The organism is Bradyrhizobium sp. 4, from assembly GCF_023100905.1.
Classification (GTDB): domain Bacteria; phylum Pseudomonadota; class Alphaproteobacteria; order Rhizobiales; family Xanthobacteraceae; genus Bradyrhizobium.
The window spans coordinates 3,515,633-3,538,745 of record NZ_CP064686.1 but is presented as its reverse complement, the minus strand read 5'-3'; the positions used below and the strand labels follow the sequence as shown (position 1 = coordinate 3,538,745).

The following is a 23,113-nucleotide window of genomic DNA, read 5'->3' as shown; positions in this document are numbered from 1 at the left end:
GAAAATCTCTACAGGATCGTGCGCACGCGCCAGAGCTCGGGAAACAGCTCGACCTCCAGCATACGCTTGAGATAGCTGACGCCGCCGGTGCCGCCGGTACCGCGCTTGAAGCCGATGACGCGCTCGACTGTCGTCACATGGTTGAAGCGCCAGCGCCGGAAATAATCCTCGAAATCGACCAGCTTCTCGGCCAGCTCGTAGAGCATCCAGTGCGTTTCCGGCGCTTCGTAGACGATACGCCAGGCCTGCAGCACACCTTCGTTGAAGCTATGGGTCTCGCGAACATCGCGCGCCAGCGCGGCCGCAGGCATCTTGAGCCCGTTGCGGTCGGCGAGCCGCAGTACCTCGTCATAGAGGCTTGGCGTCGCGAGCTCGGCTTCGAGCAGCTGCGTGGTTTCCAGATCGTGCGCGTGCGGCTTGAGCATGGCGTGGTTGCGGTTGCCCAGCAGGAATTCGATCAACCGGTATTGCCGCGACTGGAAGCCTGAGGATTGGCCAAGCTGCGAGCGGAAGCGCGTATACTCGCTGGGCGTCATGGTGCGCAGCACGTCCCAGGCGCCGTTGAGCTGCTCGAAGATACGCGACATCCGTGCCAGCATCTTCATCGCAGGCTGCACTTCATCCTTCGCGATCGAACGACGTGCGGCGCTGAGCTCGTGGATGGCGAGCCGCATCCAGAGTTCGGTGGTCTGATGCTGGATGATGAACAGCATCTCGTCATGCGCTTCCGACAGCGGATGCTGCGCACCGAGGATCGCGTCCAGCGCCAGATAGTTGCCGTAGGACATGCGCCGGGCGAAATCGGTCTCGGCGCCTTCGCTTGCGGGATCGTATTCGCTGGACGTCATGGCATGCCCTTTCGATCGATCTTTAAGGCCTCGTCAGTCGAGGCCGATCAGGCGCGCGGTGATTGGCGACGACGGGTCCTTGAGGGCGTCGATCACGGTGAAATGGTTCAGCCCGGGATCGACGACAAGACGCGTCGGCACGTCGAAGCCAGTCCAGACATTGGCCATCAGATCGGACTGGCGGATGAATTCGGGCCGCTCGTTGCCACCGACCCAGGCGGTCACGGGTGAAGGCCCGCGCGGCAGATGCAGCGCCGCGCTTTCCAGCGTCGCCTCCTCCATCGTCATGCGCAGGGTGTCGTTCATCCTGGTCTTGAGCAGCGGACGCAGATCATGCAGGCCGCTGATGGACAGCGTCCCGGCGATGCGGTTGAAGACGGCGGGCTCCAGCCGGCTGTCGTCGCACAGCATGCGCGTAACGAGATGCCCGCCCGCCGAATGGCCGGCGAGCCGGATCGGTCCCGCGACGAGCGCGGCGGCCTTGGCGATCGCTGCGGTGATTTCCGCCGTAATGTCGGAGATGCGCGCGGCCGGCGTCAGCGTGTAGCTTGGCAGTGCCACCGTCCAGCCGTGATGCCGCGCGCCTTCGGCGAGATCAGTCCACGCCGATTTGTCGAAGCGCATCCAATAGCCGCCGTGGACAAAGACGACGAGGCCCTTGCTGTCGCCGTCGGGCAAGATCAGGTCGAGGCGCTGGCGCTCGCCGGGGCCATAGGCGATGTCGGCGCGAAACTCCTTCAGTCCGGCGCGATAAGCCGCCGCGCGCTCCGCCCACAGCGCCGGTATCTTGTCCGAGCCCGGGATATGGGCCGAATTGGCGTAAGCGTCATCCCAATCGCGCATCGTGACTTCCTCGACGGACTCAAGACCTTGTGGACCTGGCGCCAGTCTGCCACCAGCGCGGGCGGCGTCCTAGTCTTTAGTTTAAGCTTAAAGGATTTTGGAACGCCGGTGGATTGGGCAGCTCCCGTCATTGCGAGGGCAGCGACTTGTCCGCCGAAGCTTTAGCGAAGGCGGAAGCAATCCAGTCTGCCTCCGCGGTGGCAGTCCGGATTGCTTCGTCGCAAGGGCTCCTCGCAATGACGACGGAAGGCCCCTACCCCTTCTCCACCCCGCACCAATCCGCGATGAACAGCGCCATGGCCTTGGTCGTCTTCTTCAGCGATTGCAGATCGACATATTCATTGAAGCCGTGCATCTCGGCGCCACTCGCGCCGAAGCACAGGCTCGGGATACCGTGATTGAGGCCGTAGAAGCGCGTGTCGGTGAGCGCGGTGAAGACGAGGTCTTCGATTTGGCCGCCATAGACGGCGCTGAAGGCCTTGCCGAACGCGGCTTCCGGCGCGGCGGCGTCGGTCAGCTCATAGCCTTCCGACAAGAAGCCCGACCATTCGACCTCCGGGGGATTATTGGCGAGGAAACGATGGTTGCGCGCGGCAGCCGCAACGCAAGCCATGATCTCCTTCTGGTGATCGGCGATCGACCAGCCCGGCAACACGGCAATCCGGCAATCGACGTCGCACCAGGCCGGCACGCTGGAGGCCCAGTCGCCGCCCTTGATGATGCCGGGGTTGAAATTGATGGGATGGTTCAGCGTCTTGAAGTGACGATCGGCTTTCGCCCGCTCGTTCCACTCGATCTCGAGTTTTTGCAGCGCCTGGATCAAATGATAGGCCGCCATGATTGCGTTCGCGCCGGAGCCGGCGAAGGCGACGTGGGTCGGATGGCCCTTCACGCGCAGGCGGAACCAGATCACGCCGACCTGCGAGCGCACCATCTTGCCGCCGGTCGGCTCAGGAATGAAGCAAGCATCCGCGCGATAGCCGCGCTGAAGCGTCGAGAGCGCGCCGACGCCGGTGCTCTCCGCCTCGATCACGGACTGGAAGTGAATCCGCGCCGTCGGCCTGAGGCCCGCGGCCTTGATCGCATCGAGCGCGGAGAGCGCTGCGATGGTGCCCGACTTCATGTCGCAGGCACCGCGACCGAACATCTTGCCGTCCTTGATGACGGGCGAGAACGGCGGGGTGTCCCACAGTTCCAGCGGGCCGGCCGGTACGACGTCGCAATGGCCCTGGAGGATCAGCGATTTGCCCGCCTCGGTTTTGGGCCGGTACGTGCCGACCACAGTGCGCGCCTTCGAAAAATCGTGCTCGATGGGCCCGAAGCCGCGCAGATCTTTGAGGTCGTCGACATTGATGTGCCAGTCGTCGACCTCGTAGCCGCGCACGCGCAGGAGGTCGCCGATCATGTCCTGGCACGGTCCCTCCGCACCGCGGGTCGAGGGGATCGCGACGAAATCGCGTGTGGTCGCGAGCTGGGCTTCGAAGCCGGCATCGACGGCGTCAAGAATCCTCTGCTGCGTTTCGGCATTCATCAGGCAACTCCAATCGGGCATTGAGATCAGCGATGGAGCGCAAGCTAGCCGATTTCAGCCGTTCGGGTACTCTGCAAAATAGGCATCCCGCAATGCATCTTCGAGCAGCCGGCCCTCCGAATAGCCATTCAGTGTCGCCGGTCGGCGCACGCCCTCAAGCAGCCGCGGGCAAGGCTCCGGCGCGCCGAGCACGGTGCGCACCGGGATGCGCTCGGCATAGATCGGCAATTCATAGTCCTCGTCATCGTCGGCGACACCCTTGGCGCGGACTTTCGCGGAGGCCTCCTCGATCTCCATCGCGATAAAGGAGGTCGCCTTGATCTCCTGCGTGTTGCTCGCCCGCAGGCTCGCGGTGCGATCCGGGAAGAAGCGGTCGACCATCGCGACAACCGCGCGTTCTTTCTCCTCGGGATCGGTGACGAGATAGGCGGTGCCGAATGCCATTACGGCGCGGTAATCGGCCGAGTGATTGAACCCGCAGCGCGCCAGCACGAGGCTGTCGAGATGTGCGACCGTCAGGCACACGCGCTCGCCCCGGGTCTGGTTGCGCAGCATGCGGCTGGCGCTCGAGCCGTGCCAATACAGCTTCGTTCCTTCGCGCCAGAAGAAGGTCGGCGTGCAATAGGGTTGGCCGTCGATGGCGTAGGAGACGTGGCAGAGCATCGAGGAATCCAGGATGCGATGAACGGTGTCGTGATCGTAGAAGCCGCGGTCGTGACGGCGCTTCACCTGGTTGCGCGCGGATGTCGGATAGGAATTTTGGTTCTCGGTCTGGCTCACGGCCGCTCCTGTCGGATTGAATCACTTCCAGCGCAGTTGTAGCCACGGATTTGGTCTGCGATAGTGCCAATTCCATGCGAAAAATCCCGACCAATTCCGTCTCCTCGCCGGCCAAAGCCGAGCTGCCGCTCGACCTCGCAGGCCCGCACATCACGGCTGGCGCCTCGTCGGCGCACCGGCTGTATCAGGCGCTGTGCGAGATGATCGTCGGCGGTCTGGTGAAACCCGGCGAGCCGCTGCCGCCGTCGCGCACGCTGGCCAAACAGACTGGCTTTCGGCGCAATGCCGTCGTCACCGCCTATGAGCGGCTGATTGCCGACGGCTTTGCCGACGCAACAGTCGGCTCCGGCACCTTCGTCGCCGCGCGCATCCCCGCGCGCGCGGCCGAGCCGAAGCGGCCGAAGATCAGCGTCGAAACGCCCGGGCAAGGCGCGTTTTCGCTCGGCTGCACCCATATCGACGCGCGCGCCGTGCAGCGTTTCCGGGCTTTTGTAGGCCGTCGCATGCGCTCCTTCGGCGCGGAGCATCTGCACTATGGCGATCCCCGTGGCAGCCGCGAGCTGCGTGCGGCGATCGCCGATCATCTGTTGTCGGCGCGGGGCCTGCGCTGCGATCCCGATCAGATTATGCTGACGTCGGGCACGCTGCACGCGCTGCGCATCGTGCTGAGCGCGATCCTGAAGCCCAACGACCAGGTCTGGTGCGAAGACCCCGGCTACCCCGCTGCGCGGAAAACCATCGCGCATTGCGGCTATCGTGCCGTGTCCGTTCCCGTCGACGCGCACGGCATGCGTGTCGCCAAAGGCCGCGCAGCGGCGCCGTCCGCGCGCGCAGCCTATGTGACCCCGTCGCACCAGTTTCCGCTGGGTGTGCAGATGTCGATGCCGCGACGGCTCGAGCTGCTGGACTGGGCCAGGCAGGCCGGCGCCTTCGTGCTGGAAGACGATTACGACAGCGAATTCCGTTACGACGGCGCGCCGCTGATGTCGCTAGCCGGCATCGATCACCTCCAGCGTGTGATCTACATGGGCACGTTCGCCAAGACCTTGTTTCCGGGCCTGCGCATCGGCTATTGCGCCCTGCCCGAGCGCTTGATTGCGGATGTCACCGCCGCGCGGGCCGCGCTCGACCGCTTTCCCGGCACGCTGATGGAGGGCGCGGTGGCCGACATGCTCAATTCCGGCGCGTTCGCGGCGAACCTGAAGCGCGTGCGCAAGCTTTACCGCGAGGCGCGCGACGCGCTGGCCGGGACGCTCGAAGCCGAATCCGAGGGCGTGCTGTCGGTGCCGGTCCCATCACAGGGTCTGCATCTTGTCGCCCGGTTCGATCCCTCGGTCGATCTGGCTGTGGCGGCAGACGCCAAGCAGGCCGCCGGCGCCGAAGGCTGGCTGTTGGCCGACACCTATTCACGCGCGCGTCCTCTTCCCGGTTTCGTGCTGGGATTTTCCGGCCACGCGGTTCCGAAGCTCGTCGCATCCGCCGAGCGGCTCGCGCGGGAATCGGGAGCGGCCTTGCGTGCGAGACGCAAGCCGGCCCGGCGGGCATGACGAACGCTCACTATGAGAATCGGCTGCCGCTCCCTACATTGCGGCATCGATGCCGGGAGCTCACACCATGCTGCTACGCCGCGCGACTTGCCTCTCGCTCCTGATCTTCATCGCACTCGCCGCGACCGCGCGCGCAGGCACGGTCGGACGCGAGCAGGACATCGTCGATCTCAAGCTCGGCCAGCGCGTGCAAGTGGACGACGGAACCTGCCCCGCCGGACAGGTCAAGGAAGTGCGCGGCGCCAAGATGACCGACAAGGGCGTCGCACGGACGAGCACCTGCGTGTCGCGGTTTGGTCCGAAATCAAAGCGATGAGCGCTACTTCGCCGGATCGAACATACATTGCAGGGTCGGCTTCGCGATCTTGGTGAAGGTCGGGCCGATTTCGGTCTGCTTTGCGGCCGGCACCCAGTCGGTCTCGATCGTCGGCACCCCGGTCTCGCTGATGCCGCGCAGCAGGGCCTCGCGGAGATCGCGATCCTCGACGACGGCGGCAGCATGATCGTGCAGGCAGCCGCAGACCTCTTCCGGATGCTCCCATCGCCCGAGCATGCGCGGCGCGCATTGCCTCACGAACTCGGTACGGGGATCGGGTAATCTGGAGGGAGAGCGCACCTGCGCCTGAACGGCACTGATCGTGAGAAGGAATATGAACGCCGCAGCGAAGGTACGAACAATCATGATGGCCTTTATCGGCTGATTTTTATTGTGACGATCAGAAGCGCGCGGCAACCACGATCGGCTGCGGCGCCGGGGTCATGATCGGCGAGCCGCTGTACTGGAAAGTACCGATGCCTGGGACATTGCCGTCCGGCGAGCCCGCGAACGAGGAGCCGGCGAGCACGAAACCGAAAGCAAGGATGAGGCTGAGCGTGCGCATGGACTTGTCTCCGAATTCTCTGGCCGGCGTGCGCCGTCGTCGTTGTGAGGTTGATAACCATGGGCGGTTTCGCGCGTGATGCGCCAAAGCCGGAAAATGGTTTCATCTCCGTGAGAATTGTTTCGTCCCGTTCGGAGCGACGACATATTCGACGGAAAATCTCAATCTTTTCAGATGGGTCGTGCGGCCGCCCGAGGTGGCTTGGCAGGTTCCGTGCGCGCTCGGCTGCGCGCCGGAATGCTGGCGCCGTCATGATCCCGCCTCACACCCTTCACATGCGTTTTACGTTTTTCTGCTGAAGAGAAGCCGAACGAAGGCTGGGCCCCGTCGAACCGGGGGCGCTTCGACGGCGACCCAAGCTATCGAGACCGAGACGCCCGGAAATCGCCGAGCGCGTTCATGTGAGGAACGGCCATCATGACGGCGCAGAATCGCGCAACGACGCGCGATGCGGACCAACGAACGGACCGCCGGGAGCAACGGTCTGTTCGCAGCAGCGCCAATTCGCCTGGCGAAATGGCGCTGCAATCGAGCCGCGGGTTTGAGGCCACACCGCAATCATTCGTGCGGCTGACCGGCTCGCATCTTGCAAAACCGCGCGCCAGCCGCGCTGACATCATCGCGTGAACGCAAACGCGTCATTGGTGAACGCAAGCGCGTCACTGAATGAACGCAAGAGCGTCACTGAGTGAAGAACTCTCCGCACTTCTGGACGTTTGCGTCCGCCGGTCCCCACGGCATGACCGGGACGGTCGAGGTCGAGTTCTTCGGCGAGCCCTCGATCAGCCTGTCCGAATAGACCATGTAGACCAGCACGTTGCGCTTGGCGTCACAGCCGCGCACGATCTGCATCTTCTTGAAGAACAGCGAGCGGCGCTGGCGGAACATGTCGTCGCCCTGCTCCATCTTGTTCTTGAACTTGATCGGGCCGACCTGACGGCAGGCGAGCGAAATGTCCGAGACCTCCTCGGCAAGGCCCAGCCAGCCCTTGAAGCCGCCCTTCTCCGGCACCGTGAAATGACAGGCCACGCCCTCGACTTCAGGATCGTCGAGACCATAGGTCGCAAGCTTGTCGTTCGGGCTCATCCATTTGAACACGGTCGAGCGGCGGAAGATCAGATCCGGCTCGTCCGCGGCGGATGCGGACGCCGCAGGCACGGTCAGCGCCAGGAGAAATAAAGCGAGGCCTTTCAAGCGGATGCTGGAAAGACCGGGGAAACGAGATGACATGAAGTTCTCCAGTAACAAGTCCCAGCAATGTAGGTATGAGGCGACCGATCAGGAAGACGATCGGCAGGCCGATACGGCCGCCGTTTACCGCTCCGTGAGGCTTTTTTGCTACGCTTTGGACAAAAGTAGCTGATCGCAGAACCGCCGCGCTGGTGAACGCGTATCCCCTCTGAGAGACTAACATCTGATTTGGATTATGGATTCGATGATGAACAGCGTGAACGGGTCTGGTTTTTCTGCCAAGCCGACGCGATTTTGGCAGGTCGCCATTTTGACGGCGGCGGGTGCGATCGGCACGGCGAGCCAGGCGGACGCAGCGTTTTATTACTGGACGGATTATTCCGACGGGTCCTACGGGCGCCAGGAGCGCCATCCCGAAGTCCCGCGCCAGAAGCCGCAGAAGCGTGGTGCGGCCGGCAAGAAAGACCTCGTTGCCGAAAAAGAAGCCGGCACGAAACCGCAGGGTCCTCTCGTCATCGTCGTCTCGATCGACCGGCAGAAGGTCACGGTCTACGACACCAAGGGCGTGTTCGCGGAATCCCCGGTGTCGACGGGCATGAAGGGCCATTCGACGCCGATGGGTGTGTTCAGCGTCATCCAGAAGCACAAATTCCACCATTCCAACATCTATAGCGGCGCGCCGATGCCGTACATGCAGCGGATCACGTGGTCGGGCGTTGCCATGCATGCCGGTGTGCTGCCGGGCTATCCGGCCTCGCACGGCTGCATCCGCATGCCGATGGCGTTCGCTGTGAAGATGTGGAACTGGACCAGGATGGGCGCGCGCGTGATCGTTTCGCCCGGGCAGATGTCACCGCAGAACTTCTCACATCCGCTGCTTGCCTCGATGCGCGTTCCGCCGCAACCCGCGGCCAGCCTGGAGCCGCAGACCAATGCCGCCGAGAAGGCCGACAGGGGCGCGGCCAATACCGGGGCCACCGAAGCAAAGCCGGTTGAAACGAAGACTGCCAGCGCGGACGGCGTGCTCGAGCTGCGCTCGTCGGTCGGCCACACCGTGTTGTCGGACGTGACCACCGGATCTGCCCCGGTCCGCGAGGAGGCCTCGGCCGACCAGACCGAGACCACCGCAAAGCCCGAGACCAAGACCGCTGAGGCGGCGGACGCGGCCAAGCCCCAGGCCGGAGATGCCGCGCAGCCCGCGAACACTGAAGCGAAGCCTGTCGAGGCCGCGGAGACGCCGAAGTCCGAAACCGCCGAACCCGCGAAGACGCCCGATGCACCGGCCGTGGCTCCAGCGCAGGCGGCCACGCCCGACGTCAAGAAGGACGAAACCCGCGTTGCCGATCCGGCGCCCGTGGCGAAACCTGAAGCGCCCAAGCGCGCGGGCCAGATCGCGGTCTTCATCAGCCGCAAGGATTCCAAGCTCTACGTGCGGCAGAACTTTGCGCCGCTGTTCGAGGTGCCTGTCACGATCGCCGCGAGCGATCGACCGCTCGGCACGCATGTCTTTACCGCCGAAGTCGACAAGGCCGATTCCAATGCACTGCATTGGTCGGTGGTGTCCTTGCCGGTGTCCGTCCGCTCTGCCGCGCGCGAGGATGATCGCCGCATGACAGGCCACCAGCGTGGCGCAGCCGTGATTCCCGTCGCTGCCAAGCCTGTGGTCACGCCGGACAGCCCGGCCGAAGCCCTCGACCGCATCTCGGTCCCGGCCGACACGATCACGAAGATCAACGAAATGCTGACGTCAGGCGGCTCGATCATCGTCTCCGACCAAGGCATCAACCAGGGCGAGACTGGCGAAGGCACCGATTTCATCGTCCGCCTGTACTAGCGGGCTTTATCGCGGCAGATAACGCGGTGTTGACGAGGCCGCTCGCAGCGGCGGGGTAACATGTGCCTCGGATCATTTCGGGGGACGCCGTTATGATGAACCGCAGGACGATGCTCATCGCCGCCTTTGCAGGCACGCTGGCGCCGGTGACGCGTGCACTGGCGGATGGCGGCATGAGCCGAATCTCCGCCTATGCCTTCTCTTTCCCGGCATTGTCAGGCGACGACATCCGCCTTGCGACCTTCACCGGCAAGGCGCTGCTGGTGGTCAACACCGCTTCGCTCTGCGGTTACACGCCGCAATATGCCGGCCTGCAAGACATCTGGGGCGAGTTTCGCGAACGCGGCCTCACCGTCATTGGCGTACCCTCCAACGACTTCGGCGGACAGGAGCCCGGCGGCACCAGCGAGATCTCGGAGACGGCCCATCACCAATACGGCGTTACCTTTCCGATTACGGCAAAGGCCGTCGTGATCGGTGCGAAGGCGCATCCGTTCTACAAATGGGCCGCAGAGGCGCGCCCCAAGGATGTTCCACGCTGGAACTTCCACAAATATCTGATCGGCCGGGACGGCTATATCGCCGACGTCTTTGCATCCACGGTCGAGCCGGCCGACACGCGGATCAAGACGGCGATCGCCAAGGCGCTGGCCGACGCTTGACGGCGCATGTCCCGCAACCCGGTTGGGCACAATTGCGGTGGGGCGCCAAACAGCCGTTGCAATGGCGAGGGCCCACCATCTAGGCTAGGATCGTTAGGGGCAGGATGGTTTTGCCGGAGGCGAAAAGCCGCGGCGGAACAACGGGATCAATCTCGAGGACAACACCATGCGTGTGGCGGCAGGACTGATTTTGGCAAGCGCGATGTCTCTGGCGATGACGAGCGCGGCATGGTCGCAGACCCCGGCTGCAAAGCCCGCTGCCGCGACGCAAGCCCCACCGGCGGCAACACCGGCTGCGGCTGCGCCCGCTGCGGCTCCGGCACCCGCTCCTGCAGCAGCCGCCGCGCCGGCGGGCTTCGTCAATCCTCCCGCGCCTAAACAGGCGCCGCAGCCCGCGCGCGCGGCTTGCAACACGCCGGGCGCCTTGGGCGTCGCCCGCACCGTCGAGATCGACACCACGGGCGGTCCCGGCTTCGGCTTCGAGCATTTCAAGGAGCTCGATTTCCTGCGCGACAAGGAGGTCGTGCTGACCTTCGACGACGGCCCCTGGCCCAAGAACACGCCTGCGGTGCTGAAGGCGCTCGCCGACGAGTGCACCACCGGCATCTTCTTCTCGATCGGCAAGCACGCGACGTACGAGCCGGAGATCCTCAAGCAGGTCTACGCGGCCGGCCACACCGTGGGCACCCACACCTGGTCGCACGCCAATCTCAACAACAAGAAGCTCACGGAAGCGCAGCGCAAGGAAGAGATCGAGAAGGGTCTTTCCGCGGTGAAATGGGCGCTCGGCGGCATTTCGCCCTCACCATTCTTCCGCTTCCCGGCGCTCCAGCATCCGCCGGAGATGGTCACCTATCTCGGCAATCGCAACACGGCGATCTTCTCCTGCGACATCGACTCCTTCGACTTCAAGGCCTCGAAGCCCGAGAAGGTGGTCGAGACCGTCATGAAGAAGCTGGACAGCAAGGGCAAGGGCATCATCCTGATGCACGACTTCCAGAAGCACACCGCGGAGGCCCTGCCCGAATTGCTCAAGCGCCTGAAGGCCGGCGGCTACAAGGTGGTAGCGATGCGCGCCAAGTTCCCGGCCTCTACGCTGCCGGAATACGACCAGGAGCTGCTCAAGGACGTCAAGCTGCCGACGGTGAGCACCCGGCCGGTCAACAGCGTCGTGACGACGGTTTCCGAATAGCCGCGCCTTGTCCTTTCGCATCGAAGGCTACGTCATCGTCTCCGCGGACGGCATGCTCGCCGACGCGGCGCATGTCATGCCCGACAGCCTGAAATTCGAAGGCGACAAGCTGTTCTTCGAGCAGGCGCTCGATCGCGCTGCGCTGATCGTGCACGGCCGTCACTCGCACGAGCAGCAGCCGAATTCACCCAAGCGCAAGCGCCTGATCCTGACCCGCAAGATCAAGGCTCTGACCGTCGATCCCGAAATGCCGAACGCGACCTTGTGGAATCCGGATCACGTCAGCTTCGAAGACGCCTGTGCGTTTGCCGATGTCGCCTCCGGCACGGTCGCAATCATCGGCGGCCCCGTCGTGTTCGACATGTTCATGAACCGCTACGACACGTTCTGGCTGTCGGAAGCCCAGCATCTGCGGCTGCCCGGCGGCGAAGGCTGTTTTGTGGAAGTACCGGCGCGGACGCCTCAGCAGGTGCTGGCCTCACAAGGGATGAAACCGGGCGCGCCGTATCTGCTCGACGCCGCGCACGGGGTGACCGTCACGCCGTGGCGCAGGACGTAGCGGTTTAACTTTTATACGTCCCCGTAGGCCGCCTCCGCCGGACGCGTGGCGCGGCCGTAGCCCATGATCATGAACAGCGCGCCGATGATCGACAGGTTCTTGAGCGCGTCCACCAGCATCTTGCCGTTGTCAGGCGGCACCTGGTTCCAGAAGTCGTAGAACAGGAAGGTCGCGACCGCGACATAGATGATCATCAGCATCGCGAAGAACCGCGCGCCGAAATTCAGCGCGATCATCACCCCAGCGATGATCTCGAGGACACCGACCGCGATCGCCAGCAGTTGCGGCGTCGTCATGGCCGTCGCCGTCTCGACCTGCTTGGCGTAAGGCGCGATCATGTCGGGCACCACGACCTTGGCGGCGATGAAATCAACGGTCGCCTGCATGGCAAACAGTCTTGCCGCGCCCGTGTAGATGAACAGCACGGCGAACAGAATCCGCCCGAAAGTCACGAACGCTGGCATGATCGGCCTCTTTGCTCAGGCTTTTTGAAACCGGAATTTTCGCGAAAGCACTGAAGGATTATGGAGAGTCATTCGCCGGTTTACAAACGGGGAAATGGCGAAAGTCGTTTTGAAAGCATTGAATTGCCGACGCGCGGCAGGTGCGCTCCCTCGCCCGCTTGCGGGGAGAGGGTTGGGGTGAGGGGGAGCCTCGGCCGGGACGGTGAAAGTTGGACTCGCGGAGAGTCCCCCCTCGCCCGAATTCGAGCTGCGCGCGAATTCGACCTCTCCCCACAAGCGGGGCGAGGTGAAGAGCCCCGCCCCTACGTAAACAACGTCGGCTGCTGCCGCGACGCGCGCTCCTGCGCTTCCACCACAGCCACTGCGGTCATGTTGAGGATGCCTCGCGCCGTCACGGACGGGGTGAGGATGTGGGCTGGACGCGCCGGCCCGATCAGGATCGGACCGACGGGCAGCGCGTCCGCCAGCGACTTGATCATCTGATAGGCGACGTTGGCGGTGTCGAGGCTTGGCATGATCATGATGTTGGCCTCGCCCTCGAGGTTGGAGTGCGGCAGCACCATTTTGCGCGCCGCGGCCGAGAGCGCGGTGTCGCCCTGCATCTCGCCGTCGGCCTCGAGCTCCGGATGCTTCTCCTTCAGGAGCTGGGTCGCCCTGCGCATCTTGCGCGAGGATTCCGTGTCGTAGCTGCCGAAATCCGAATGCGAGACGAAGGCGATCTTCGGCTTGATGTTGAAGCGCTGGACGTGGACCGCCGCGAGCGAGGCGATCTCGGCGAGCTCTTCGGCGCTCGGATTGGGCCGCACCTGGGTGTCGGCGATGAAGAAGGCGCCCTTGCTGGTGATCAGCAGCGCCAGCGCCGCATAGTCGCTGATCCCCGGTGTGAACCCGACGATCTCGCGGACATGGCGCAGATGGCTCATGTAGCGGCCCTCGACGCCGCAAAGCATGGCGTCCGCCTCTCCGCGCACCACTGCGAGCGCCGCGATGACGGTGTTGTTGGTGCGCACCACCGTGCGCGCCGCATCGGGCGTCACGCCGCGGCGGCCGGCGACCTCGACATAGGACTGCACGTAGGAGCGGTAGCGCGGATCGTCCTCGGGATTGACGAGATCGAAGTCCCTGCCGGCCTTGATCGACAGGCCGAAGCGCTCGATGCGGGCCTCGACCACCGACGGACGTCCGACCAGGATCGGCGTCGCCAGCTTCTCCTCCAGCACCACCTGGGTGGCGCGCAGCACGCGCTCGTCCTCGCCTTCGGCGTAGATCACGCGCACCGGTTGGGTCTTGGCCTTCGCGAACATCGGCTTCATGACGAGGCCGGAGCGGAAAGCGAAGCGCTCGAGCAGCGCGGTGTACTCGTCGAAATTGGTGATGGGCCGGGTCGCGACGCCGGAATCCATCGCAGCCTTGGCGACCGCCGGCGAGATTCGCAAAATCAACCGCGGATCAAACGGAGACGGGATCAGCGAGCCCGGGCCAAACCCTTGCGTCTCGCCGGTATCAAAGCCTTGCGCGACCGCATCGGACGGCGCCTCGCGCGCGAGCTGCGCGATGGCCTCGACGGCGGCGAGCTTCATCTCCTCGTTGATGGCGCTGGCGCCGACGTCGAGCGCGCCACGGAAGATGAAGGGGAAGCAGAGGACGTTGTTGACCTGGTTCGGAAAATCGGAGCGGCCGGTGCAGATCATGGCGTCGGGGCGCACCTTGCGCGCCTCCTCCGGCATGATCTCCGGCGTCGGATTCGCGAGCGCCATGATGAGCGGCTTGTCGCCCATCGCCTTGGCCATCTCGGGCTTGAGCACGCCCGGTGCGGACAGGCCGATGAAGATGTCGGCGCCGCCGATGACGTCGGCGAGCGTGCGCTTGTCGGTCTTCTGCGCATAGACCGCCTTCCAGCGGTCCATCGTGGTGTTGCGGCCCTCATGCACTAGGCCGTCGATGTCGCAGACCCAGATGTTCTTGCGCTGCGCCCCCATAGACACCAGCAGGTTCAGGGTCGCGATCGCCGCGGCCCCTGCCCCCGATGCTACGATCTTCACGTCGGAGAGCTTCTTGCCGTTGAGTCGCAGGGCGTTGGTGACGGCGGCGGCAACGATGATCGCGGTGCCGTGCTGGTCGTCGTGGAAGACCGGGATCTTCATGCGCTCCTTGAGCTGCGCCTCGATCTCGAAGCATTCCGGTCCGCGGATGTCCTCGAGATTGATGCCGCCGAAGGTCGGCTCGAGCGCGGCCACGGTCTCGACCACGCGCTCGATGGTGTCGGCCGCGATTTCGATGTCGAACACGTCAATGCCGGCGAATTTCTTGAACAGGACCGCCTTGCCCTCCATCACCGGCTTCGAGGCCAGCGGACCGATATTGCCGAGGCCGAGCACGGCGGTGCCGTTCGAAACCACGGCGACCAGATTGGAGCGGATCGTCAGCGTCGCCGCTTCCGCCGGGTTCTTGGCGATCTCCAGGCAGGCGGCGGCGACGCCGGGCGAATAGGCCAGCGCGAGGTCGCGCTGGTTGGCGAGCGGCTTGCTCGCCTGAATCTCGAGCTTCCCGGGGCGCGGCAGACGGTGATAGGCCAGCGCCGCCTGGTGGAGATCATCGGAATAAGACGACATGCGGTGTTTCGCCTCGCGTTACCGGCCTCAAACTACGTTGTCCTGACCGGCCCGCCTTCGGGTGGTATTTTCCGGGTCATGGAAACGGGATGAAGCACGCCGGGCGCCCCGGTGGCAACATCCGATTGCGGCTCCATCAACAGGGCGCCCGGTCAAATATCTGATAGCGCTCACTTTCCCTGGACCCCGCATTGCTTTGCGAATATGGCAAGTTGCGTCCTGCAACGCGAGCAACTGGAGCTGAGAATGAAGCGAATCCTGATCGGCCTGATCGTCGTGGCCGTGGTGGTCGCGGGCGGATGGTTCGGCTTCAATCTCTACGTCCAGCATCGCACCACCGCCGAGGTGGAGGCCGCGTTCGAGCAAATCCGCAAGCAAGGCGGCAAGGCCAGCTACGGCAAGATCGCCTTCGATCTGCCCACGCGCACCCTCACGATCGAGGACATCGCAGTTACGCCCGGCAAGGCACCGCAGGCGCAGATCAGGATCGCCGCTATCAAGGGCACGGGCGTTCGCCAGATCGACGAGACAAGGTTCTCGGCCGACGATATCAACATCACCGGGCTCGAGGTTACGCTGGACCAGATCGGCGCTGCCAAGCTCAAGGTCGCGTACAAGATCCCGCAATTGGTCATGCGCGACTATGCCGGTCCTGTTCACGCGGATCAGGTGCCGGCGGACGGCTCGCTGGTCGACCTGTACCGCTACGTGCTCGGCCAATATGCGAGTGTCGCTGCATCGTCGCTCACGGCCCCGACCCTCACGATCAGCTTCGATTCCGGCGCCGCCGGCAGCGGCGAGGTCACCTATTCCGGACTGGCGATCCAGAACCTGAAGCACGGCAAGATCGACGCGATGAAGTCGGACCGCGCCGTGATCTCGGTCGACGTGAAGCAGCCCGGCAAGCCGGACAAGCTGACGGGCGAATTGTCGAACATCATCGTCAACGATTTCGATTCAAGCGCGATCCTCGCCGCGCTCGATCCGCAGACGGCCAGCGACGACAGCTATCGCCGGGTCTACCGGCAGGTCTCGACAGGTTCCTATGCGCTCAAATCGGCACAGGGGATGCGAGTGGATATCGACGACTTCACCATGGAAGACATCGCCGTGCAGCCGTCGAAATTCCGGCTGGCCGAGATATTTGCCGCGCTGCCGCGGGATCAATCGACCCCGCCGACGCCGGCACAGGCACGCGAGCTGCTGGAGAAGCTCGCCGGAGTCTATGAGGGTCTTCGCATCGGTAAGGCCGAAATCGGCAAGATGTCGGTCGGCACGCCGCAAGGAACGGCCACGGTTAATGCCATCCGATATCGCGACGGCGAGTTCGCGGTCGAAGGCGTCGACACGCCGTCTCCGCAGGGACAGTTCAAGATGGAGCGCTTCGCGCTGAAATCCTTCAGCACGGCGAATTTGATGCGCTGGGCAGCAAGCCTCGCCACTCCCGGGCGGGCGCCCTCGCCGGATCAGATGCTCGGGCTGTTCGGCGTGCTCGCAGGCGCAGAGATCAAGGGCGTGACGGCGCCGTTCAAGACCACCAAGAAGCTGGTCATGATCGACACACTGAGCCTGGACTGGGGGCAGCTGGTCGGCTCAATCCCGACCAAGGCGCATGTGGTTGCCAAATTTGTCACGCCCACCGATCCATCCGACCCGAAGCAGCTTCCATTGATTGCCAGCGGGATCGACAAGCTCGCGGTCGACCTCGATCTCGGCGCTGCCTGGACCGAACAGTCCAACAGCTTCGTTCTGACGCCGGCGACGCTCGACATCGGCGGGATCGCAGGCGCGCAATTGCGTATTGCGCTCGGCAACGTGCCGCGTGAGGTGTTTTCGACCGATCCCGCTCAGCTCATGGGCCAGGCGGCACGCATCGAGGCGGGCACACTCGAATTCTCATTGCGCGATAGCGGTGTCGTCGATCTCGTCGCGGCGCAGTTCGCGCGCATGCAGAATGTAAGCCGCGATACCGCACGCCAAGCGCTCGTCGAGAGCATCACGGCTAAACGCGAGCAAGTTGCTTCCGCCAATCCGGATGCGAACGCGGCCGTGGACGCGATCGCCCGCTTCGTCGAGACGCCGGGCCAGACGCTTTCCATCAAGCTGTCCCCGCGCGCCAAGGCACCGCTGATGCAATTGATGCAGCTCTTGCAAACCGACCCACCGAGCGCGCTTGCCCAGTTCAGGATCGAGGCGTCGACGGGGCTGTAGGGAACGACGCTGCGCGCGGGGACGGCAATTGGACCGGCGAAAATCCCTCCCCGTCATTGCGAGCGAAGCGAAGCAATCCAGAGTCCCTCCGCGGAAAGATTCTGGATTGCTTCGCTACTCGCAATGACGCCGTGGAGACAGCCTCACTTCTGCGGCAGATTCACCTTCACATGCAGCTCGCGGAGCTGCTTGGGGCTGGGCTCCGACGGCGCGCCCATCAGGAGGTCCATGGCCTGCTGGTTCATCGGGAACAGCGAGATCTCGCGCAGATTGTTGGTGCCGCACAAGAGCATGACGATGCGGTCGACGCCGGCGGCCATGCCGCCATGCGGCGGGGCGCCGTACTGGAAGGCACGGTACATGCCGCCGAAGCGATCGACGACTTCCTGCTCGCCATAGCCGGCGATCTCGAACGCCTTCACCATCGCTTGCGGCACGTGGTTGCGGATACCGCCCGAGGCGATCTCGTAGCCGTTGCAGGTAATGTCGTACTGGAACGCCTTGATGGTCAGCGGGTCCTGGCCCTTCAAGGCATCGAGACCGCCCTGTGGCATCGAGAATGGGTTGTGCGAGAAGTCGACCTTCTTGTCTTCCTCATTGTACTCGTACATCGGGAAGTCGACGATCCAGGCCAGCTCGAACCGCTCCTTGTCGGTGAGGTTCAGCTCCTCTCCGACCTTGTTGCGGGCTAATCCTGAAAACTTCCAGAACTTGTCGGGATCGCCGGCGACGAAGAACGCGGCATCGCCTTCCTTCACGCCGATCTGGGCGCGGATCGCGGCGGTGCGCTCAGCACCGATGTTGTTGGCAAGCGGACCGGCACCTTCGCCGCCCTCGCGCCACATGATGTAGCCGAGGCCGGGCTGGCCCTCGCCCTGCGCCCATGAATTCATGCGGTCGCAGAAGGCGCGAGAGCCGCCGCCCGGCGCCGGGATCGCCCACACCTGGTTCTTGGGGTCCTCCAACATCCGCGCGAACACCTTGAAGCCGGAGCCGCGGAAGTGTTCGGACACATCCTGCATCTCGATCGGGTTGCGCAGGTCCGGCTTGTCGGAGCCGTATTTGCGCAAGGCTTCCGCGAACGGAATCCGGCGCCAGCCCTTGGTCACCGGCTTGCCCTTGGCAAACTCCTCGAACACGCCAGTGATGACGGGCTCCATCGCGGCGAAGACGTCTTCCTGCGTGACAAAGCTCATCTCGACGTCGAGCTGGTAGAACTCGCCCGGCAGACGATCCGCGCGCGGGTCCTCGTCGCGGAAGCAGGGCGCGATCTGGAAGTAGCGATCGAAGCCCGACATCATCAACAGCTGCTTGTACTGCTGCGGCGCCTGCGGCAGCGCGTAGAACTTGCCGGGATGGATGCGCGAGGGCACCAGGAAGTCGCGCGCGCCTTCCGGCGAGGATGCGGTCAGGATCGGGGTGTTGAACTCGAAGAAGCCCTGCCCCTCCATGCGCCGACGCATCGACTTGGTGATGTCGACGCGCGTCATGATGTTCTGGTGCAGCTTCTCACGACGCAGGTCGAGGAAGCGGTACTTGAGCCTAATGTCCTCGGGATATTCCTGGTCGCCGAACACCGGCAGCGGCAGGTCGCCGGCCGGGCCCAGTACCTCGATCTCGGTGACATAGATCTCGATCTTGCCGGTCGGCAAATCGTCATTGTCGGTGCCTTCGGGGCGGCGACGGACCTTGCCGTCCATCTTGACCACGAATTCCGAGCGCAGCTTCTCGGCCTGCGAGAACGCCGGCGAGTCCGGATCGACCACGCACTGGGTCAGGCCGTAATGGTCGCGCAGGTCGATGAACAGCACGCCGCCATGGTCGCGAACGCGATGGACCCAGCCTGAAAGGCGGACCGTCTCGCCGATGTTGCTCTCGCGGAGCGCGCCGCATGTATGTGACCGGTAGCGATGCATGGTCGTCCCAAAATGATGTCTGAGGATCGAATCGGACGGCCTGAAACGACCGGTCCGAAGTTGCGGCAGGGTTTACCCGACGAGGCCCCAAGCGGCAACCAAGGGAACGCCCTGTTTTCGGCTGGAAGTGCCCCTTTTTGCCCAATCCGGGCTCAAGCCTTTGCCATCCGGCGTTCCACGCCTATCTTGAGGCCATGACAGTCCATTTCCCGTTCCAGAACTCCTATTCGGCGCTGCCGGACAGCTTTTTCGCCCGTGTCGCACCGACGCCGGTGGCGGCGCCCCGGCTCATCAAGCTGAACAGGCCGCTGGCAGTCCAGCTCGGGCTCGATCCAGATGTGCTGGAGACCCCTGAGGGCGCCGAAATCCTGGCGGGCAAGACGGTTCCCGCCGGTGCCGATCCGATCGCCATGGCCTATGCCGGCCACCAGTTCGGGCAATTCGTACCGCAGCTGGGCGACGGAAGGGCGGTGCTGCTCGGCGAGGTCATCGACAAGGACGGCATCCGCCGCGACATCCAGCTCAAGGGCTCGGGTCCCACTCCGTTCTCCCGCCGCGGCGACGGCCGTGCCGCGCTCGGGCCGGTGCTGCGCGAATACATCGTCAGCGAAGCGATGTTCGCGCTCGGCATTCCGACCACGCGCTCACTCGCTGCCGTCGTCACCGGCGAGCACGTCATCCGCGAGACCGCGCTGCCAGGCGCGGTGCTGACCCGCGTCGCCTCGAGCCACATCCGCGTCGGGACCTTCCAGTTCTTCGCCGTTCGCCGCGACACCGATGCCATTCGCCGGCTCGCCGACCATGTCATCGCGAGGCACTATCCGGAGCTGCTCGGCGCCGAGCGGCCCTATCACGCGCTGCTCGGTGGCGTCGTCGCGCGCCAGGCCGATCTCGTCGCACGCTGGCTGCTGGTCGGTTTCATCCATGGCGTGATGAACACCGACAACAGCTCGATCTCGGGCGAGACCATCGATTATGGCCCCTGCGCTTTCATGGATGCCTACAATCCGGCGCAGGTGTTTTCCTCGATCGACGAGATGGGCCGCTACGCCTATGCCAACCAGCCGCGCATTGCGCTGTGGAATCTGACCCGGCTGGCCGAATGCCTGTTGCCGTTGTTCGGCGAGGAGCAGGAGAAGGCGGTCGCCGATGCCCAGGACATTCTCGGCGCCTTCTCCGAGACGTTCAGCGACGCCTATCAGGCGGGCCTGCGCAAGAAGATCGGCCTGTTCACGGAGCGCGACGGCGACGATGCGCTGATCCAGGACCTGCTCGACGCCATGGCCAAGAACCAGGCCGACTTCACCCTCACCTTCCGCAAACTCGGTGACGCCGCTGGCGATCCTGCTGCCGACGATGCACGCGCGCAATTCATGGACCCCGCGGCGTTCGACGAGTGGGCCAGGCGCTGGCACGAGCGCACGGCGCTGGAGCCGCAGAGCGCAGCCGAACGGCAAGCAGCCATGCACGCCGTCAACCCGATCTTCATCCCGCGCAACCACCGCATCGAGGCCGTGATCCAGGCCGCGGTCAACGATGACAACTACGCGCCTTTCGAGGAATTGGTGAAGGTGCTGGCAAAGCCGTTCGATGACCAGCCGGACTACGCCGCCTACGCCGATCCCCCGCTGCCGGACCAGCGGGTGCTGCAGACGTTCTGCGGGACGTGAGGCAGGCTCGGTGCGCAGGGTGGAGGAGCCGAAGGCGTAATCCGTGATGCGGGTGCGGAAATCGTTTGTCCAGGACGATCGTTCGCTCAGATCGACACCACGATTTTTCCGACCTGCATGTTTGACTCCAGAAAACGGTGCGCCTCGACGATCTCGTCAAAGCGAAACGTTTTGGCGATGATCGGACGCAAGGCACCACCCGAAAGCCCATCGAGGATGAACGCCTTCGCCTTCGCAAGCCGCGTGGGGTCGCGGATGATCTCGTGCACGAGATAGCCGCGCAGCGTCAGGCTCTTGGTCAGGACGTTGACCAGCGGAAATGGCGTCGGCTCGGGGCTCAGGCCGCCATATTCGATGAGAACGCCACCCGGCGACATCGCGGCGGTGAGCGGCTCAAATATGGGACCGCCGACCGCGTCGAACACCACGCGGACGCCGTTTGAGCCGACAATGTCCTCCAGGCGCGACCCGATGTCCTCTTCCACCGAGGCGATGACGTCGGCGGCGCCAGCATCGCGCAAGGCTTGCCGCTTGATCGAGGTTCGCGTCACTGCAATCGGCATCGCACCAATCCGGTTCGCGATCTGAATCGCTGCAAGCCCGACACTGCTCGACGCCGCCGTAATAACGACTGCCTCCCCTCGCTTTAGCCCAGCAATATCGACCAGAGCACCGAACGCCGTCAGATATTGCATCCATACCGCGGCCGCCGCGTCGAAGCCGAGCTCGGGCGGGTGCTTCACAACGAACTCCGCCGGAAACGTGACGAGCTCGCCATAGGCCGGCCATCGCACCATCGACACGGGCGGCACGATGCTGACGACCTCCCCCGGCGAGAAGCCGCTCACGCCTTCGCCGATCGCCTCGACGATGCCGGCGGCCTCGAGACCAAGGCCGGACGGAAAGGTCGCGGTCTCGATATAGGTCCCCGCTCGCAAGAGCGCTTCCGCGCGATTGAGCCCGAGGGCCTTGACCCTGATCTGCACCTCGCACCTTCCTGGCGGCGCGACGTCAACGGTCTCGATGCGCAGCACCTCGGGGCCATCATGTCTGTGGAAGCGAACGACGCGCGCCATGAACACACTCCAAAACAATTGAATTGAATGGAGCTATGCCAACCGCGCGGCAGCGCATAAAGCGATCAAACGGCAAAACAGTCGAAACCAGGAGTTTGCAATCATGGACCGCCTGACCAGCATGGCCGTCTTCGTCAAGGCGGTTGACGTGGGTTCGTTCGCCGCTGCCGCCGATGCGCTCGAAATGTCGGGGCCAATGGTCGGCAAGCACGTTCGCTTCCTCGAACAACGCTTGGACGTCCGCCTCCTCAACCGCACCACACGGCGCCAGAGCCTGACCGAGACAGGCCAAGCCTATTACGAGCGCTGCCGCACTGTGCTCGCCGAAGCCGAGGCCGCCGATGCCGTCGCTTCCGACGAATTGTCCGAGCCGCGTGGCCGGCTTCGCGTGACCATGCCCGCCCTGCTGGGCCGGCACTGCATCGCCCCCTTGCTGATGAAGCTCGCGCGACGATATCCCCATCTGGAGCTCGATCTCTCGTTCGGCGACCCGATCGCTGACATCATCGAGGCCCGCTATGATCTTGCGATCCGGACCGGCGATCTAAACGATCAATCCGGCCTGATGACGCGGCGCATCGCAAGCCAGCGCATGGTGGTGTGCGGTTCGCGCTCCTATCTGCGCGCCAACGGCAAGCCGAAATCGCTCGACGATCTCGCCGCACACCAAGCGATCATCTATCGCCGCTCCGGACGCGTCCGGCCGTGGCTGTTTCCCCGCGAAGGCCAGCCTCCGAGCGAAATCATGCCGGCGGGAAGGCTCAGGCTCGACGATCTCGACGCGATTGCGGACGCCGCTACACAGGGGATGGGACTGGCCTGGCTGCCATACTGGCTGGTCCGCGAACGCCTACGCGCCGGTACGCTCATCAATCTGTTGAGCGGTCAGCCGGGATTTCTCTACGACTGCCACGCGCTCTGGCCCCGCTCGCCCCGGATGCCGCCGAAAGTTCGCGCCGCCGTGGACGCCTTGGCGGCCGTCCTGCCGAAGCTCATGACGTGACGCCGGATGCCGCGGCGCTGCATCGCATGGTGCCCCCGTTAACCCCGCGTCCACCATCCGGCCCAGCCCGCCGCCGGTAACCACGAGAATTAACAGACCCTCAATTCCCCCCGGACAAGTTTAGCAATGTTGCTGGGGGATATTGCCGTGGATCTGTTGGTTTTCGAGTTCCTGGGGCTGGCGCTGGTCGCCATGTGCGTGGTTGTGGTGGCGCTGCCCTGCGCGCGCAAACCCTCCCGGCGGGTCCGCTACGAATAGGATTTTCGTCGGAAAATGCGATTCCGGCCCAAATG

General features: G+C 64.3%; 20 protein-coding genes. 9 read left to right on the top strand and 11 right to left on the bottom strand.

What is annotated here, in order from left to right; genetic code table 11:
- Nucleotides 1–8 precede the first annotated feature (8 nt).
- The 4 genes from kynA to IVB45_RS16220 all read right to left on the bottom strand — a co-directional run bounded on the left by kynA (nucleotide 9) and on the right by IVB45_RS16220 (nucleotide 4,002).
- On the bottom strand, nucleotides 9–848 hold the full coding sequence (gene kynA, locus IVB45_RS16235) for a tryptophan 2,3-dioxygenase (protein ID WP_247360654.1): 840 nt from the start codon (nucleotides 846–848) through the stop codon (nucleotides 9–11).
- Nucleotides 849–881: 33 nt separating this feature from the next.
- The gene (locus tag IVB45_RS16230) at nucleotides 882–1,691 is read right to left on the bottom strand and encodes an alpha/beta hydrolase (RefSeq protein WP_247360651.1); all 810 of its coding nucleotides are present in this window, start codon (nucleotides 1,689–1,691) and stop codon (nucleotides 882–884) included.
- A gap of 253 nt (nucleotides 1,692–1,944) precedes the next feature.
- Entirely contained in the window at nucleotides 1,945–3,222 is a 1,278-nt protein-coding gene (locus IVB45_RS16225; protein WP_247360648.1) for an ArgE/DapE family deacylase, read from the bottom strand.
- A 54-nt stretch (nucleotides 3,223–3,276) separates the two neighbouring features.
- Nucleotides 3,277–4,002 (bottom strand): pyridoxamine 5'-phosphate oxidase family protein, encoded by a 726-nt coding sequence (locus IVB45_RS16220; protein ID WP_027569720.1) that lies wholly within the window; start codon nucleotides 4,000–4,002, stop codon nucleotides 3,277–3,279.
- A 74-nt stretch (nucleotides 4,003–4,076) separates the two neighbouring features.
- Between IVB45_RS16220 and IVB45_RS16215 the strand changes: the two genes are divergently transcribed.
- On the top strand, nucleotides 4,077–5,549 hold the full coding sequence (locus tag IVB45_RS16215; RefSeq protein WP_247360646.1) for a PLP-dependent aminotransferase family protein: 1,473 nt from the start codon (nucleotides 4,077–4,079) through the stop codon (nucleotides 5,547–5,549).
- Between the two features lie 67 nt (nucleotides 5,550–5,616).
- A complete protein-coding gene (locus IVB45_RS16210; protein WP_027517580.1) occupies nucleotides 5,617–5,865 on the top strand; it encodes a DUF6719 family protein in 249 nt (82 codons plus the stop codon).
- A gap of 3 nt (nucleotides 5,866–5,868) precedes the next feature.
- Here the strand turns inward: IVB45_RS16210 and IVB45_RS16205 are convergent, their stop codons facing one another.
- From IVB45_RS16205 to IVB45_RS16195, 3 genes are all read right to left on the bottom strand, one after another.
- Nucleotides 5,869–6,231, bottom strand: coding sequence for a hypothetical protein (locus IVB45_RS16205; protein WP_027569717.1), 363 nt, complete (start codon nucleotides 6,229–6,231; stop codon nucleotides 5,869–5,871).
- A gap of 34 nt (nucleotides 6,232–6,265) precedes the next feature.
- The gene (locus IVB45_RS16200; RefSeq protein WP_167552240.1) at nucleotides 6,266–6,430 is read right to left on the bottom strand and encodes a hypothetical protein; all 165 of its coding nucleotides are present in this window, start codon (nucleotides 6,428–6,430) and stop codon (nucleotides 6,266–6,268) included.
- 681 nt (nucleotides 6,431–7,111) lie between these two features.
- Nucleotides 7,112–7,660 carry a CreA family protein gene (locus IVB45_RS16195; protein ID WP_247360644.1) on the bottom strand — a complete coding sequence of 183 codons (549 nt, stop codon included), beginning with the start codon at nucleotides 7,658–7,660 and terminating at the stop codon, nucleotides 7,112–7,114.
- Between the two features lie 208 nt (nucleotides 7,661–7,868).
- Between IVB45_RS16195 and IVB45_RS16190 the strand changes: the two genes are divergently transcribed.
- The 4 genes from IVB45_RS16190 to IVB45_RS16175 all read left to right on the top strand — a co-directional run bounded on the left by IVB45_RS16190 (nucleotide 7,869) and on the right by IVB45_RS16175 (nucleotide 11,868).
- On the top strand, nucleotides 7,869–9,455 hold the full coding sequence (locus IVB45_RS16190) for a L,D-transpeptidase family protein (protein ID WP_247360706.1): 1,587 nt from the start codon (nucleotides 7,869–7,871) through the stop codon (nucleotides 9,453–9,455).
- 92 nt (nucleotides 9,456–9,547) lie between these two features.
- Nucleotides 9,548–10,117 carry a glutathione peroxidase gene (locus IVB45_RS16185; RefSeq protein WP_247360642.1) on the top strand — a complete coding sequence of 190 codons (570 nt, stop codon included), beginning with the start codon at nucleotides 9,548–9,550 and terminating at the stop codon, nucleotides 10,115–10,117.
- Nucleotides 10,118–10,283: 166 nt separating this feature from the next.
- A complete protein-coding gene (locus IVB45_RS16180; RefSeq protein WP_027569712.1) occupies nucleotides 10,284–11,309 on the top strand; it encodes a polysaccharide deacetylase family protein in 1,026 nt (341 codons plus the stop codon).
- Between the two features lie 7 nt (nucleotides 11,310–11,316).
- A complete protein-coding gene (locus IVB45_RS16175; RefSeq protein WP_247360641.1) occupies nucleotides 11,317–11,868 on the top strand; it encodes a dihydrofolate reductase in 552 nt (183 codons plus the stop codon).
- A gap of 11 nt (nucleotides 11,869–11,879) precedes the next feature.
- On the opposite strand, the gene IVB45_RS16170 is transcribed toward IVB45_RS16175, so the two are convergent.
- Together IVB45_RS16170 and IVB45_RS16165 are read right to left on the bottom strand one after the other, a co-directional pair.
- The gene (locus IVB45_RS16170) at nucleotides 11,880–12,332 is read right to left on the bottom strand and encodes a DoxX family membrane protein (protein ID WP_027569710.1); all 453 of its coding nucleotides are present in this window, start codon (nucleotides 12,330–12,332) and stop codon (nucleotides 11,880–11,882) included.
- 302 nt (nucleotides 12,333–12,634) lie between these two features.
- Entirely contained in the window at nucleotides 12,635–14,944 is a 2,310-nt protein-coding gene (locus IVB45_RS16165; RefSeq protein WP_027569709.1) for an NADP-dependent malic enzyme, read from the bottom strand.
- Between the two features lie 246 nt (nucleotides 14,945–15,190).
- Here IVB45_RS16165 and IVB45_RS16160 point away from each other — a divergent pair, with 246 nt between their 5' ends.
- Nucleotides 15,191–17,155 carry a hypothetical protein gene (locus IVB45_RS16160; RefSeq protein ID WP_247360640.1) on the top strand — a complete coding sequence of 655 codons (1,965 nt, stop codon included), beginning with the start codon at nucleotides 15,191–15,193 and terminating at the stop codon, nucleotides 17,153–17,155.
- A 143-nt stretch (nucleotides 17,156–17,298) separates the two neighbouring features.
- Here the strand turns inward: IVB45_RS16160 and aspS are convergent, their stop codons facing one another.
- Nucleotides 17,299–19,071 carry an aspartate--tRNA ligase gene (aspS, locus tag IVB45_RS16155; RefSeq protein WP_247360638.1) on the bottom strand — a complete coding sequence of 591 codons (1,773 nt, stop codon included), beginning with the start codon at nucleotides 19,069–19,071 and terminating at the stop codon, nucleotides 17,299–17,301.
- Between the two features lie 194 nt (nucleotides 19,072–19,265).
- On the opposite strand from aspS, the gene IVB45_RS16150 reads away from it, so the two are divergent.
- A complete protein-coding gene (locus tag IVB45_RS16150) occupies nucleotides 19,266–20,741 on the top strand; it encodes a protein adenylyltransferase SelO (protein WP_247360636.1) in 1,476 nt (491 codons plus the stop codon).
- A gap of 86 nt (nucleotides 20,742–20,827) precedes the next feature.
- Here IVB45_RS16150 and IVB45_RS16145 read toward each other — a convergent pair whose 3' ends face one another.
- Nucleotides 20,828–21,817: a zinc-dependent alcohol dehydrogenase family protein gene (locus IVB45_RS16145; RefSeq protein ID WP_247360634.1), complete on the bottom strand. Its 990-nt coding sequence runs from the start codon at nucleotides 21,815–21,817 to the stop codon at nucleotides 20,828–20,830.
- Nucleotides 21,818–21,920: 103 nt separating this feature from the next.
- On the opposite strand from IVB45_RS16145, the gene IVB45_RS16140 reads away from it, so the two are divergent.
- On the top strand, nucleotides 21,921–22,820 hold the full coding sequence (locus IVB45_RS16140) for a LysR family transcriptional regulator (protein WP_247360633.1): 900 nt from the start codon (nucleotides 21,921–21,923) through the stop codon (nucleotides 22,818–22,820).
- The last annotated feature ends 293 nt before the right edge of the window (nucleotides 22,821–23,113 follow it).

Coding starts and splice junctions, on each gene's coding strand:
- kynA (WP_247360654.1), bottom strand. CDS start 848: ATGACGTCCAGCGAATACGATCCCGCAAGCGAAGGCGCCGAGACCGAT.
- IVB45_RS16230 (WP_247360651.1), bottom strand. CDS start 1,691: ATGCGCGATTGGGATGACGCTTACGCCAATTCGGCCCATATCCCGGGC.
- IVB45_RS16225 (WP_247360648.1), bottom strand. CDS start 3,222: ATGAATGCCGAAACGCAGCAGAGGATTCTTGACGCCGTCGATGCCGGC.
- IVB45_RS16215 (WP_247360646.1), top strand. CDS start 4,077: ATGCGAAAAATCCCGACCAATTCCGTCTCCTCGCCGGCCAAAGCCGAG.
- IVB45_RS16210 (WP_027517580.1), top strand. CDS start 5,617: ATGCTGCTACGCCGCGCGACTTGCCTCTCGCTCCTGATCTTCATCGCA.
- IVB45_RS16205 (WP_027569717.1), bottom strand. CDS start 6,231: ATGATTGTTCGTACCTTCGCTGCGGCGTTCATATTCCTTCTCACGATC.
- IVB45_RS16200 (WP_167552240.1), bottom strand. CDS start 6,430: ATGCGCACGCTCAGCCTCATCCTTGCTTTCGGTTTCGTGCTCGCCGGC.
- IVB45_RS16195 (WP_247360644.1), bottom strand. CDS start 7,660: ATGTCATCTCGTTTCCCCGGTCTTTCCAGCATCCGCTTGAAAGGCCTC.
- IVB45_RS16190 (WP_247360706.1), top strand. CDS start 7,869: ATGAACAGCGTGAACGGGTCTGGTTTTTCTGCCAAGCCGACGCGATTT.
- IVB45_RS16185 (WP_247360642.1), top strand. CDS start 9,548: ATGATGAACCGCAGGACGATGCTCATCGCCGCCTTTGCAGGCACGCTG.
- IVB45_RS16180 (WP_027569712.1), top strand. CDS start 10,284: ATGCGTGTGGCGGCAGGACTGATTTTGGCAAGCGCGATGTCTCTGGCG.
- IVB45_RS16170 (WP_027569710.1), bottom strand. CDS start 12,332: ATGCCAGCGTTCGTGACTTTCGGGCGGATTCTGTTCGCCGTGCTGTTC.
- IVB45_RS16165 (WP_027569709.1), bottom strand. CDS start 14,944: ATGTCGTCTTATTCCGATGATCTCCACCAGGCGGCGCTGGCCTATCAC.
- IVB45_RS16160 (WP_247360640.1), top strand. CDS start 15,191: ATGAAGCGAATCCTGATCGGCCTGATCGTCGTGGCCGTGGTGGTCGCG.
- aspS (WP_247360638.1), bottom strand. CDS start 19,071: ATGCATCGCTACCGGTCACATACATGCGGCGCGCTCCGCGAGAGCAAC.
- IVB45_RS16150 (WP_247360636.1), top strand. CDS start 19,266: ATGACAGTCCATTTCCCGTTCCAGAACTCCTATTCGGCGCTGCCGGAC.
- IVB45_RS16145 (WP_247360634.1), bottom strand. CDS start 21,817: ATGGCGCGCGTCGTTCGCTTCCACAGACATGATGGCCCCGAGGTGCTG.
- IVB45_RS16140 (WP_247360633.1), top strand. CDS start 21,921: ATGGACCGCCTGACCAGCATGGCCGTCTTCGTCAAGGCGGTTGACGTG.